General features: G+C 43.4%; 12 protein-coding genes. 10 read left to right on the top strand and 2 right to left on the bottom strand.

Features of this window, described 5'->3' with window-relative positions; genetic code table 11:
- Positions 1-150: 150 nt before the first annotated feature.
- Together F6K52_RS21175 and F6K52_RS21170 are read left to right on the top strand one after the other, a co-directional pair.
- A complete protein-coding gene (locus F6K52_RS21175; protein WP_293082150.1) occupies positions 151-369 on the top strand; it encodes a site-specific integrase in 219 nt (72 codons plus the stop codon).
- Positions 370-445: 76 nt separating this feature from the next.
- Complete coding sequence (locus F6K52_RS21170) at positions 446-952, top strand: helix-turn-helix domain-containing protein (RefSeq protein ID WP_293082146.1); 507 nt, start codon at positions 446-448, stop codon at positions 950-952.
- Positions 953-1,190: 238 nt separating this feature from the next.
- Here the strand turns inward: F6K52_RS21170 and F6K52_RS21165 are convergent, their stop codons facing one another.
- The gene (locus tag F6K52_RS21165) at positions 1,191-2,228 is read right to left on the bottom strand and encodes an ABC transporter substrate-binding protein (protein WP_293082143.1); all 1,038 of its coding nucleotides are present in this window, start codon (positions 2,226-2,228) and stop codon (positions 1,191-1,193) included.
- A gap of 372 nt (positions 2,229-2,600) precedes the next feature.
- Between F6K52_RS21165 and F6K52_RS37045 the strand changes: the two genes are divergently transcribed.
- The 7 genes from F6K52_RS37045 (at position 2,601) to F6K52_RS21130 (ending at position 9,650) form a co-directional block, all read left to right on the top strand.
- Positions 2,601-2,801, top strand: coding sequence for a hypothetical protein (locus tag F6K52_RS37045; RefSeq protein ID WP_364418902.1), 201 nt, complete (start codon positions 2,601-2,603; stop codon positions 2,799-2,801).
- A gap of 215 nt (positions 2,802-3,016) precedes the next feature.
- Positions 3,017-5,179, top strand: coding sequence for a catalase/peroxidase HPI (gene katG / locus F6K52_RS21155; protein WP_293082137.1), 2,163 nt, complete (start codon positions 3,017-3,019; stop codon positions 5,177-5,179).
- A 1,141-nt stretch (positions 5,180-6,320) separates the two neighbouring features.
- Entirely contained in the window at positions 6,321-6,497 is a 177-nt protein-coding gene (locus F6K52_RS21150; protein WP_293082134.1) for a hypothetical protein, read from the top strand.
- A 446-nt stretch (positions 6,498-6,943) separates the two neighbouring features.
- Entirely contained in the window at positions 6,944-7,141 is a 198-nt protein-coding gene (locus F6K52_RS21145; RefSeq protein ID WP_293082133.1) for a hypothetical protein, read from the top strand.
- Between the two features lie 440 nt (positions 7,142-7,581).
- Positions 7,582-8,322, top strand: coding sequence for a calcium-binding protein (locus tag F6K52_RS21140; RefSeq protein WP_293082131.1), 741 nt, complete (start codon positions 7,582-7,584; stop codon positions 8,320-8,322).
- 191 nt (positions 8,323-8,513) lie between these two features.
- Positions 8,514-8,645, top strand: a complete 132-nt coding sequence (locus F6K52_RS21135; protein WP_293082128.1) for a hypothetical protein — start codon at positions 8,514-8,516, stop codon at positions 8,643-8,645.
- Between the two features lie 288 nt (positions 8,646-8,933).
- Positions 8,934-9,650 carry a calcium-binding protein gene (locus tag F6K52_RS21130; protein ID WP_293082125.1) on the top strand — a complete coding sequence of 239 codons (717 nt, stop codon included), beginning with the start codon at positions 8,934-8,936 and terminating at the stop codon, positions 9,648-9,650.
- A 574-nt stretch (positions 9,651-10,224) separates the two neighbouring features.
- Here F6K52_RS21130 and F6K52_RS21125 read toward each other — a convergent pair.
- A complete protein-coding gene (locus tag F6K52_RS21125; protein WP_293082122.1) occupies positions 10,225-11,073 on the bottom strand; it encodes a hypothetical protein in 849 nt (282 codons plus the stop codon).
- 305 nt (positions 11,074-11,378) lie between these two features.
- Here F6K52_RS21125 and F6K52_RS21120 point away from each other — a divergent pair, with 305 nt between their 5' ends.
- Positions 11,379-13,367: a tetratricopeptide repeat protein gene (locus F6K52_RS21120; protein ID WP_293082118.1), complete on the top strand. Its 1,989-nt coding sequence runs from the start codon at positions 11,379-11,381 to the stop codon at positions 13,365-13,367.
- Positions 13,368-13,549: the final 182 nt, after the last annotated feature.

The raw sequence follows: 13,549 nt of genomic DNA, 5'->3' as shown, positions 1-13,549 counted from the left end.
CCCTGAAAGCATTGTGATTGCTGTTATTTTGGTACGAGCCGTGAGGGTTATTGAGACCACAGTGTACCATTAACTGTAATAAATGTAGGCGTGTGTGTGCTTATGTAACCTGGGTATTGATTGGAGTACAATTGAAAGACCCCCCAGGCCGTGTTGTTGATTTTGCAGAAGCGGGCTAAAGAAGCTGGGGTGGAGTCCTTTAGTCCCCATGACTTTCGCAGGACCTTCTGCTCTGACTTGCTTGATGCTGGGATTGATATCGTGACGGTACAGAAGTTAGCTGGCCATGCTTCCCCTGTGACTACCGCTAAGTATGACCGGCGGGGTGAGGAGGTTAAGCGTAGGGCGGTTCAGAAATTGGGGTTTTAGGAGGAGGGGCGAAGGCAATAATGTTTCCTGCGGATAGGTTTGGCTATGGGGATTGGCTATCTCAGGCAGACAACTCATGAATACAGTGCTTCAACTCGTTTTTTCATATAGATTACAGGCTACTCAGCACGTCATTGAGTTCTCTTTGGATTTTCTTTGCAAATCAGCTCTAAGTCACTTACCTTTTGGTAACTTTAAAAATAAATTAGACTTGAGTGAACATATGAGCAAAGAAAAACACATATCGTCTTGTCCTATTGGAGAGGCCTTGAACGTATTTGCAGGAAAATGGAAACCTGAAATCCTTTGGTATCTCAAAGATGGCTGTATGCGCTTTAACCAGTTACACCGTTCCATTGGAGCAGTATCACAAAAAATGCTTGCACAGCAATTGCGTGAATTGCAGCGTGACGGTCTGGTTAAACGTATTCAGTATGATACGCTTCCACCACATGTTGAATATGAGGTTACTGATCTTGTAAAGACACTTGAACCTATATTTGATGCTCTTGAAAAATGGAATAAGGACAACGGGCCCACTGTGCAAGAAGCGAGGAAAAGATACTTTACTAAGAATAACTGATATTGTTTTCAGCATTCTGAATTTTATCTCAACCGTAGTCGGTTGAGATAAACCCAAGCATTGCGGACAGTAGGCCTGTTGGGATAAATTGATAGTCTATCTACTAAGTCATCAAGCTTGAATTAAAGATTAGCCAGTCTCTCAAACCTAGTCCAGGAAATTATCACCGAAAAGAAATATCTATCAAAACAAAATTGGCGAACTACTACCATACCCATCGAAACGGTGACATTGGGCGTCAAGGTTTAACGCTGTAGTCAATTTTGATTGGTGGATCGCCTTCAACCTCGCCAATAAGCTGTAGTAGCTGCAATCGGAATCGCTCGATCATCTCGCGCTTCAACATAAAGCGATGGAAATCTGCAGGTGACGTGTTGTGGTGCTGCACCGACTTATAACCACCGGGCGCTTCAACATCCATGCGCACTGGAAATTGCAGCCACTTGCCTTGGAATTCCTCCGAGAGCATCCAGTTTAGATAGAGTTTAGCCGCCGCTTTGTTTTTCGCCTGAGTGGGAATGGCAGCAGTCTGGAACCATGTTAAGAAGTAATCTTCTTCCGGCAACAGAAAGCGCGTATCGCTGTTGGGCTGAGGTGCAAACGCCCAGAATGTCGTAAAGCTCGCGCCATACCAGCCATTATTGATAGCGACATAAGGCATCGCCGTACCACGTACCCATGTCGGCTTAGTGGCAACGAGTTCCTCCAGATACTCCCACCCATACTTTTCTTTCAGATTCCAAAACTGATACAAGACAGCATCGTCACTATGGGGATAGGTCAAAACAACCTTTCCTTTTAGTGCTGGGTCGAGGTAGTCCATAGCGTCACGCGGTGCTTGGCTTTCGTCGATCACATCGATGTTGACGTAGTTGCTGAAAGTCACACCATAAAGACCAGTCCAACGCCCATGAGGATCTTTGTGGTCAGGGAATACTTTGTCCCAGTGCTTTGGCTTGTAGGCCTCCAACAAACCATGCTCAGCGTAGTAGTCAAAGTCATGCACGGTCTGCAGTTGAATTACGTCGGGCACATTGGCTTTGCCACCCGTTTCACGGGCATTGTCATAGCGTGACCCGTGATGAAAACTCAAGTCAACACTGTGAGTAACCTTGATACTTGGAAATCTCTCCTTAAACATGTCCAAGTAATAATCTATTTGGTCCGGCTTGTCGCCGCCCGCCCGAAGAACCAAAGTGCCACCTTCCTGTTGAGCAGCAGTATATAACTCATCTAGAGACCTGGTTTCAATAGCCAGAGTTTTGAGTTGTTTCATAGCTACTATACTAAAGTAAGTACAAACTAAAATATAGTATAACTTTATATGCAGTACGATATTAAAGTTAGTGCAGCGTTTTAGGGAAGTTGAATGGAGAACAAGCTTAGTCTTACCTTACGCTCGGGTCAAAGTCCTGAGACGACTGACCGGTTGCCTCATTCTCAATTGACCCAGCACGGGCCTGATCATATTATTGACAAGCTACATGAATGGTGCTTTTCATTGCCTCGTGTTGTAAGCGAGCAAAGTGGTATCTCTGTACCTGGCTCTCGCGCTTTGGTCATTAATGACGGCGTGGAATGTAATCGTAAAGCTTTTATGGTCGGTCGGGAATTTGCACATATACATCCGTACCCAGACAATGGTAGTATGCATGTAAAATTGCAGCGAGAAGACGCCTTAGAAGTTACAGGAAAAGGCTGGGGAGAGGATCATTACTTAGTCAAACAAGGCCTATATCCTGTAGGACTAGTAATGGTGTTTTCACCACGCGACGACGAAGAGCTGGAGACAGTCAAGTCCATCGTTAAGAAATCTTACGAATATGCTACTGGGGAAGCGCCAAGGTAGGTAGTATTGTAAGGAAGGTCTAAAAGTAAGCGGTCATTGTTAAATCATCTTCAAAATTGTCTCTGATAAGCCTGGGGAGTTTCCATATTACTGGGTTACGCACCTTTTGGTAAGTAATTGTTTTCTACAATAATGCATATTATATTTAAGCTCACTGAAAACAAAAGACGGCAACTTCTGTTTTCAATGAAAACACTTCAGGAGAGTCAATAATCATGACAACCACTGGTGGTAAATGTCCGGTGATACACGGTAGTGTAACAACAAATAGTATGTCAGAGATGGAGTGGTGGCCGAAGGCACTTAATCTCGATATTTTGAGTCAGCATGATCGCAAAACTGATCCGATGGGAGTGGACTTTAACTATCGGGAGGCGGTACAAAAACTTGATGTGGTTGCACTAAAACAAGACCTACATGCGCTGATGACCGACAGCCAAGATTGGTGGCCAGCGGATTGGGGTCACTATGGTGGTCTGATGATCCGTATGACCTGGCACGCGGCTGGAACCTACCGGATTGCGGATGGTCGTGGCGGTGCGGGGACAGGTAATCAACGTTTTGCGCCACTCAACTCTTGGCCAGACAACGCCAACCTAGACAAGGCACGCCGTCTACTCTGGCCGATAAAGAAGAAGTATGGAAGCCAGCTTAGTTGGGCCGATTTGATTACCTATGCTGGCACGATCGCCTATGAATCCATGGGACTAAAAACCTTTGGTTTCGCCTTTGGTCGAGAAGATATCTGGCATCCGGAAAAAGATATTTACTGGGGGCCAGAAAAGGAATGGCTTGCCCCCAGCGATAACCACCACAGCCGCTATTCTGATGAGCGAAAGCTAGAAAATCCACTGGCTGCGGTAACAATGGGGTTGATTTATGTTAATCCCGAGGGTGTAGATGGCAATCCCGACCCTATCAAAACCGCCAATGATGTGCGCGTTACCTTTGCCCGTATGGCGATGAACGACGAAGAAACCGTAGCCCTTACAGCTGGGGGGCATACGGTGGGCAAATGTCACGGTAACGGTGATGCCGGGTTGCTGGGCGTGGAACCTGAAGGGGCAGATATCCAAGACCAGGGCTTGGGGTGGGTGAACAATACTGGTCAGGGTATTGGTCACAACACCGTTACCAGTGGTATAGAAGGGGCCTGGACGCCTCAGCCGACCCTGTGGGATAATGGTTATTTTCATATGCTGCTCAACTATGACTGGGAACTAAAGAAGAGTCCAGCAGGTGCGTGGCAATGGGAACCGATTGACCCGAAGGAAGAAGACAAACCCGTCAATGTTGCAGATCCGAAGATTCGCGGCAACCTTGTAATGACCGACGCCGATATGGCCATGAAGATGGACCCAAAGTATCGAAAGATTTCGGAGCGGTTCTACAACGATCCTGAATATTTCAGTAATGTCTTCAGACGGGCATGGTTCAAACTGACCCACCGAGATATGGGGCCAAAGACTCGCTATCTTGGCCCCGATGTTCCAGAAGAGGATCTGATCTGGCAAGATCCTATTCCAGCCGGGAATACTGATTACGATATTCAAGCCGTAAAGGAACGCATTGCAGTAAGCGGTCTGAGCGTTAGTGAAATGGTTTGTACCGCTTGGGACAGCGCTCGTACATTTCGGGGATCGGACAAGCGCGGTGGTGCAAATGGGGCGCGAATTCGTCTGACTCCGCAGAAGGATTGGGAAGGCAATGAGCCAGCTCGTTTGGCAAAAGTATTAACTGTTCTAGACAGCATTGCAGCAGAGACCAAGGCAAGCATAGCGGATGTCATCGTCTTGGCCGGTAACGTAGGTATCGAGCAAGCTGCTCAAGCCGCTGGCTTCGAAATTACCGTCCCCTTTTCTCCGGGGCGGGGGGATGCAACGGATGAGATGACCGACGCAGAGTCATTTGACGTGCTAGAACCCATTCATGATGGCTACCGCAATTGGTTGAAGAAAGACTATGCCGTCAGTGCGGAAGAGCTTATGCTTGATCGCACGCAGTTGATGGGACTGACGGCTCCCGAGATGACTGTGTTAGTCGGTGGGATGCGTGTGTTAGGGACTAATTATGGCGGCACAAAGCATGGCGTATTCACAGATCGTGAAGGTGCTTTGACTAACGACTTCTTTGTGAACCTGACGGATATGAACTACCTGTGGAAACCTGTAGGTCAGAATCTGTATGAAATCTGCGATCGCCAGACTAATCAGGTTAAGTGGACAGCGACACGGGTCGATCTTGTTTTCGGCTCCAACTCAATCCTTCGTGCCTATGCTGAAGTCTATGCGCAAGATGACAGCCAAGAAAAGTTGGTGCAAGACTTCGTAGCAGCCTGGACGAAGGTGATGAATGCTGATCGTTTTGATCTGGCCTAACATATGAATCGTAAGGTTGGCAAAAGTAGTGTTTTTAGCCCTCTTTTGCCACTCTCGCCTTTGTATAGCAGTAGAGAAAAAAACGTAAAATCGTGACTTCCCAATATTAACTGTCCCGTTTGGGGACAAAAGTGGGACAGTTCAGATGGTTGCTGGAACTTTTATACAGCAAGCTTTTCAGCCTTAGCAACCAAAATTTCTCCATCGCTATACAAAGGCGGACACGGTTTACCGCATTCTTCACAGGTCCAGTTGGAAGCCGTTTTGATAGATAAAGCGATCGCTCTTAGCGGAAGCTTTGCTTCATCGCCTTTGGCGGAAGCTGAGGCCTTTGGCCACGCTTCGCGAACGCTTCATCGCAGCCATCGGGTTAAGTATCAAGGTGGTTTGCCTATACTCCACTCTTAGATTACTTTCCGGAAAGTGTGAAATAGTTTATTGGATTGATTTTTGCTGTATTTTTGACTATATATGAATCATAAGCAGTCAGCACTCTAGTAGAATTTCCTTATTGCTTTCCGGAAAGGATACATCACTTGGGAAAAATTGATAAAGTTTCATTTAACAAGTCCACACATAGAAATCATCATAGTGGCAGGCGCATCTGAGGACTTACTCGTCCTTCCATTACATTAACCCTCAGCATATAAGCGGCAATATTTAAGAACCTACCATCTATATAACCCTCCGCATAGTGCAGACACTACGCAATCCCAAACAGCTGCTTGCACCTCAACCCTGGGCACACAACCGACACCACCTATCCACAAAACCCCCAGCACACACCCGAAAAACAACCTCTAGCGCAGAAACTGAGAACATAAACTCCAGCCGTCGAGCTTCAACAACTGGGTAAACATTGAAATCAAAATTTCCCGGTGCTCAACTCAACCAATTATTTCGCTGCTCTATCTCCCCCAGACTTAACAACAACTACACCCTCGTAACCAGGGGATTTAACCTTTTTACGAATGGTGGTTATTGATAAAGGCTTGAACTCGTAGACCAATATAGAATCCAGAAACGACAACAGTTACAGGAAAAGCGGATTAAAACACAGATTGCGATCAATTCTGCTATTGCTCGGTTAAATGCTGCTAAAACTCGTTACCAACAGCAGATTTACCGGCATTCTCTGGAGATGATGACGTATCAAACTAATCTACAGCGGCAGCAGTACCAGCTGGCATCCTTGGTGAAGCAGTCTCAGGAGGTAAAGAAAGACCTGGCAGAATTGAGTATTGTGCGATTCTCCTTATGCTGGTCGGGTGAGACGGGTGAAGATTGTTTCACAGACGGACCAGGTGATCACTGCTGAGATTACTCTTGATGTTAGGGGCGATCGTTAATCTTAGGACAAAAGCGTGTTTGTGGTAGTGCTGTCTTTGCTCAATAAGTTGAGAATAATCGGACTATGACACAGCCTTATTCATAGTCCGACATTATCCGACATTAGCGGTTAGGTTTAATATTGTGCTTGTCTTTTAGATTATAACCGTTTCTTCATTGAAGAGTAATTTAATTCCGGACAAAAATCCAGAAGCTTATAGAAATTAATCGAAAGTTTATAAAAAAACAGTAAACTTTACCAAAGCTTTAAAATTACAATACTCCGATAGTAGTTTTAACAGTTTAAACTGTTATTGAACTGTGACACAGCCTTATGCATAGTTCGAGATTAGGGTTAGGTTTAATATTGTGCTTTTCTCTCACGATATTAATTTTAATCTCCTTTGGTTCCTAAAAATTAAGGAGAAAATTAGAATGAAGAATTATCTTCAGGCTATGGGACATGTATGCGTTCCTATAGCTATTGCTGTTGTCGCTACTTACATTACCAGTAGTGATGTCCAAAAGAGCATCAAAAATGATGTTGTCCCATGGCTTCAGGTAGCAGCCTTTAGCACTACTACTGTTAATCAGGGATTACAAGCTGCTAAACGATTGCGTCGCTCTAAATAGAGTTGATGCTGTAGATGATTAGTACTAGTTGCTGATTATCGGTATAGTTTTGCCCCCTAACTACCCAATCTTGGGAGGAATAAAACTCTAAAAGTTCCCCGAGCGAGGGATTGCTCGCTCGGGGGACTAATGGGGGCTGTTTTAAAATAAGGCGCGCTTTCACAGTCGTAGTCAATAACACTATCTGACCACTAATACTTGGACTTTTATTCTCTCGTTAAAGTATATTTTTAAAATTTTTATTACCTTAAGTTACCAACGCATTTAGAGTCAACTAATCAATTAAGTTATGTATAGTTTTAGGCAACTTTATAGTCAATAATCTATGGTTAATAAGACAAATTACTGAATTTATCTGATCAGTATTTACACAATATTTTTTTTGGGGGATAATTTTTTTTAGCTATCAAGGGTAGTATTTACTATCAAGGAAGATAAACATGACTAATATAATCAATGGAACACCAGGGAATGATTTGCTTGAGGGTACTCCTGGTGATGACCAGATTAATGGTAACGGCGGGGATGATACTCTTAAAGGTTTTGCTGGCAATGACCAAATCAATGGTGGTTCGGGAGATGATACAATTTTTAGCGGTGCTGGTGATGATCAAGTGAATGGCAACGGTGGCAATGATAATCTGAGAGCTGGTGATGAGGGTGATTTTATTGGAAGTAGTGCTGGCAATAACCAAATCAATGGTGGTTCCCAAGCTGATACAATTTTTGGCGGTGCTGGTGATGATCAACTGAATGGCAACGGTAGCAATGATGGCAATGATTTACTTGTTGGTTTTGATGGAAATGACACTTTAACAGGATCTTCAGACCAAGAGATATTTGTTGATGGCACTGGCGATGATATTATTTTTGCTAATGGTGGAGATGATATAATTTTTGATAGCCCAGGTTTAGACCAAGTCTTTTTAGGGACAGGTGCTGCTCAAGTCGTTTTAGCTACAGGTGAAGGGTTTGATACTATCTATAACTTTGATCTTAGTCAAGCTAAATTTGTTATAGGATTTTTTGGAGTAGACTCAGATTTTCAAAACTTGGACTTTTTTGATACAAACCAAGGAACTCAAATAGTTAACGATGGTGACCTTCTAGCAGTTGTAGTTGGAGTTCAGGCTAGTCAAATCGATAATGCTGATTTCTTTACCAATTCAGTATTATTCTAATTTGTGATTGTTAGCTCCACCTATTTTGTAGTTACTCTTCCTCTATGGGGAAAAACTAAAAATAGACCTTATTCACAAATCTTTTCTGGAAGCTCAATAGTCCGATGCGCTTCCAACTAAATTGTTTCTAGACCCGATGATGGGTCTTTTTTTTTGTAATGACTAGGACTGCGGTTGGATCTATCTTTTTGATGGCTGCAATTCTCCTACAGAGATGCTACGCTCCGGAAGCGTTGTGGCCAAAGGCCTCCGCTACGCGAACGCAAAGCGTGGCCTTTGGCCTCAGCTTCCGCGCTTATGCGATCGCCTTTAGATGCCGATAGCGTATTGCGCTTTTACACCCATAGTCAGTAACACTATCTGACCACTAATACTTGGATATTTATTCTCTCATTAAAGTATAATTATCAGACACCATTATCATAAATTAAAAAGCATTTTTAGAGTCATTTTTTTGTATTTGTGCATGAAATTCAGTCATTTGATAGTCAATATTTCGTGATTAATAGGACAAATGACTGAATTTCTCTGATCAGTATTTACACAAGATTTTTTTGAGAGATAATTTTTTTAGCTATCAAGGATGGTATTTACTATCAAGGAAGATAAACATGACTAATATAATCAATGGAACACCAGGGAATGATTTGATTGAGGGTACTCCTGGTGATGACCAGATTAATGGTAACGGCGGGGATGATACTCTTAAAGGTTTTGCTGGCAATGACCAAATCAATGGTGGTTCGGGAGATGATACAATTTTTAGCGGTGCTGGTGATGATCAAGTGAATGGCAACGGTGGCAATGATGATCTGAGAGCTGGTGATGAGGGTGATTTTATTGGAAGTAATACTGGCAACAACCAAATCAATGGTGGTTCCCAAGCTGATCTAATTATTGGCGGTGCTGGTGATGATCAGCTGAATGGCAACGGTAGCAATGATGCCACTGAGTTACTTGTTGGTTTTGATGGAAATGACACTTTAACAGGATCTTCTGACCAAGAGTTTTTTGTTGATGGCAATGGCGATGATATTATTTATGGTAATGGTGGAGACGATAGAATTTTTAGTAGCCCAGGTTTAGACCAAGTCTTTTTAGGAACCGGTGCTGCTCGTGTCGTTTTAAGTACAGGGGATGGGTTTGATACTATCTATAACTTTGATCTTAGTCAAGCTAGATTTGAGCTAGGCTTAGGCTTAGATTTTCAGGACTTAAACTTCTCTGATACTAGCCAAGGAGTTGAAATAGCTAGCAACGGTGACCTTCTAGCAGTTTTAGTTGGAGTTCAGGCTAGTCAAATCGATAATCCTGATTTCTTTCTCTAATTTTTTATTGTTAGCTTCACCTATTTTGTAGTTACTCTTCCTCTATGGGGAAAAACTAAAAATAGACCTTATTCACAAATCTTTTCTGGAAGTTCAATAGTCCGATCCGCTTCCAAATAAATTTTTTCTAGACCCGATGACGGGTCTTTTTTTTGTAATGACTAGTCTGGTGGTTGGATCTATCTTTTTGATGGCTGCAATTCTCCTACAGAGACGCTACGCGGTCACGCGTTTCGGCAAAGCCGTTCGCTTTTAGCGTGGCCTTTGGCCTCCGCTACGCGAACGCAAAGCGTGGCTCTCTCCCAAACCACAGTTTAGGTAACTCTATCATAATGGCAAAACAACGATTCGTTCATCATTCCATCGATTATTGTGAAGCGTTCGCGTAGCGTGTGCGTAGCACAATGGAGGGTCTTGAGCAGCTTGGAAATCAGAGGGAACCGAAGCAGGAAAATTCCTATCCCTATCCGATCACGGAACGAGAGCAAATTCTAATCCGACTGTAAGGAGGACAGAATTAAGAATTAATTCTAAATTCTAAATTCTTAATTCTTAATTCTCCAATGCGAACTAATTAGTAAATCACTGCACCTGGTCCTTCAGAAATACCGGTATTGGGGACTTCTTCGTCTCCAACCCATTCAGAACCATTAAACACATTACACCACATCCATCCACTGTCTTCTCGCCCTTGATGTAACAGGTAAATTTGGTCATTATATACGACTGCTGATGGTCCAGCAGTTATCCCAGTTTTATGTATCTTGTGATCTCCAGCCCACTCATTGCCATCGAAGACATTGCACCACAGCCAACCGTTATCACCTCTGCCCTCGTGAAACACGTATACTTGACCGTTGTAGACTAATGCATCTGGATCATCGGTTAAACCTGTGGCGCGTACCTCTTTATCTCCAGCCCACTCATTGCCATCAAAAACGTTATACCAGAGCCAACCACTATCTCCTCGTCCTTGGTGGAACACATAGAGGAGGTCATTGTATACTACTGCTGATGGACTAGAGGTAATTCCGGTTTTAGGTACCTCTTGATCCCCAGCCCACTCATTGCCATCAAAAACGTTATACCAGAGCCAACCACTATCCCCTCGTCCTTGGTGGAACACATAGAGAAGGTCATTGTATACTACTGCTGATGGGCCAGCAGTGATACCAGTATTACCAATTTCTTTATCTCCAGCCCACTCATTGCCATCAAAAACGTTATACCAGAGCCAACCACTATCTCCTCGTCCTTGGTGGAACACATAGAGAAGGTCATTGTATACTACTGCTGAGGGATCTCCTGTCATCCCAGTTTTAGGAACTTGTTGGTCTCCAACCCATTCATTGCCATCAAAAACGTTATACCAGAGCCAGCCACTATCTCCTCGCCCCTGATGAAATACGTAGATGTTGCTCATTGTTTGTTCCCTAATTTGTTTCTAGTTAATCATACTAGTACAACAATACACCTATAAACATTCTAGAAAGAGCCTGGGGTAAGGCAGGGCATCTCGGAACCTGGATTGACCGTAGCTCAAGCTAATTAACTCTATAGCGAGACAGACTGTACTAGTTGCTCCCGTCCTGTGTTAAAGAAAAAGTAAATAATAGTCTTAAAAAGAATCATCACTAATAAACTCCTAAAAAAGGGGGTGCAGACATTACTACCATCGTGATAGTAATAAAGTTACTTACCCCCTAGAAAATAGGGAGGTTACTAGCAATGGCAAGTAAAAAGAAAACCGGCTTGAGTAAACGTAGTGGTTTTGGAATTAAAAGCTTAATGCCGGAACTTCGCAAGGCAGAAGCTTTGATAATCAAGCAAAAATGGGAAAAAGCCCAGGTAGTTCTAGAGAATTTGAGTGATAACTACCCCCATAATGCAGATGTTCTCTCCCATTTAGTAAATGTCTGTTATGAATTAAAGGATTTACCGGCTTATGAACGTGCTTGCGAAATGCTGGTAAAAGTAGACCCTAAAAATGCAGATGCAGCATATGGCCTGGCGGGAGGTCACTATGCTAACCTGCATCCAATACTTGCCCTAGAAGCCTTTCAAAATGCTGTGAGTCGTTTTCCCAACCATGAAAAGGCGGATGATGCCCGCGAAGCGATCGCAGACTTAGATTCTAAGGTGGATGAACTCTTGGCTGAAATGAATTTAACGCGCTCCAATGGTTGGGAGATTGCGGTATTAAACGAACGCGCTCAAGCTTATTTCATCCAAGGGAAATATAAACAAGCAAAATTGGCCAATGAAGAGTTACTTCGACTACGACCTGATTTTGTGTTTTCTTACAATAACTTGAGCTTGATTAGCTTTACTTTGGGGGATAATGATAAAGCAATCGCCTATTGCCAAAAAGTCCTGGAAATTCAACCAGACAATATCCATGCCCTTGGGAACCTGACTCGCTACCATATTCTCAATGGTGATATGGAACAAGCAGAAAGTACTTGTGAAAGATTGATCAATTCCCAAGCTAAGGGCTGGGACGTGTGGACAAAGAAAGTGGAAGCCCTCTCCTACTTTGGTGACGACCAAGGAATTTTGCAAGTTTTTGAGCAAGCTAAAGCTTCAGGAGAATTCTCAGGAACGTCGTTTAGCGGGTTGTTTTCGCACCTGGTAGCAGTAGCACTAACACGTCAGGGACGTATAGATGAAGCCCGTAAATTATGGTTGAAAACCCCTGAAGGCACCGAAGGGTCAAAATTAGCACAGGCAAACCTGCAAGACTTGAAGAAACCAATTGGTGAACGTCACGCACCTTGGGCATTCCCCTTGACTTGCTGGTTAACACAAAAGACAATAAAAGACCTATCAGCTTTGGCAGATTCCCACTCCAAAAAAAAGGGTCAACAGCTTTTAGCCAAAACCACCGAGGATTATTTTGATTCACATCCCCAGATTACCAATATTATACCCATACTACTGGAAAGAGGAGACCCCCAAGGAAGAGAATTTGCTTTTCGCTTTGCTAGTTTGGCTAAAACTCCGGAAATGCTAGTAGCACTGCGGGACTTTGCCATCAGCCAGCACGGTCCTGATGCCATGCGTTATGAAGCTGCGATAACGGTGTCTGAAGCCAAACTGTTGCCCCAAGAAGGTGTAAAAATTTGGTTTCAAGGTGAATTGCAAGAGGTTAACCTAATCTCCTATGAGCTTCACGACGAGCCCACTGTGGCGAATCATTCCCGTAAAGTCAAAAATCTGGGGGGTAAAGCTATATCGTTGATGGAAAAAGGAGGAGTAGAAAAAGCGGTAGAGGCAGAAAAAATACTGCAAAAAGCTTTGGAAATAGAACCAGACTCACCAGATTTACTCAATAACTTAGCTGGTACCTATCAAATGCAAGGACGCACAGAAGAAGCCTACAACCTTTTGTCAGAACTATCATCAAACTATCCTGATTATCTATTTCCAATTATATCTCTGGCAAGGTTGAAAATCAAAAAAGGAGAAATTCCAGAAGCAGAAGCTTTGCTCAAGCCTCTAATATCTCGCAAGCGCTTTCAGTTTTCGGAGTTTAGTAATTTTTGCACTGCTCAAATTGAATTATTCATGGCGAAAAAAGACAAAGATAGCGCTCGTAAGTGGTTGCAAATGTGGGAGAATTTAGACCCGGAGAACCCTGACTTGCTGCCATGGAAACTTAAGTTAGATGGGAATAATTTGTTGAATAAGTTGAAGTCGATGGTCAGTGGCTGGTAATTTAGTGGTTTGACACTCCCCGCCCTATAAGAGCAATTCGACGACTTAATCAGGTACAAAGCGATCCCCCTAAATCCCCCTTAATAAGGGGGACTTTGAAGTTTATAGTTGTACCTCATAACTGCAAGAAACAATAGTTGTCATCGGGACGTAAAATAATTTTATAGTCCTTTAATGATTTT

The sequence above is a fragment of the Moorena sp. SIO3H5 genome (assembly GCF_010692395.1).
Taxonomy (GTDB): Bacteria; Cyanobacteriota; Cyanobacteriia; order Cyanobacteriales; family Coleofasciculaceae; genus Moorena.
This window is presented reverse-complemented; position numbering and strand designations above follow the sequence as displayed.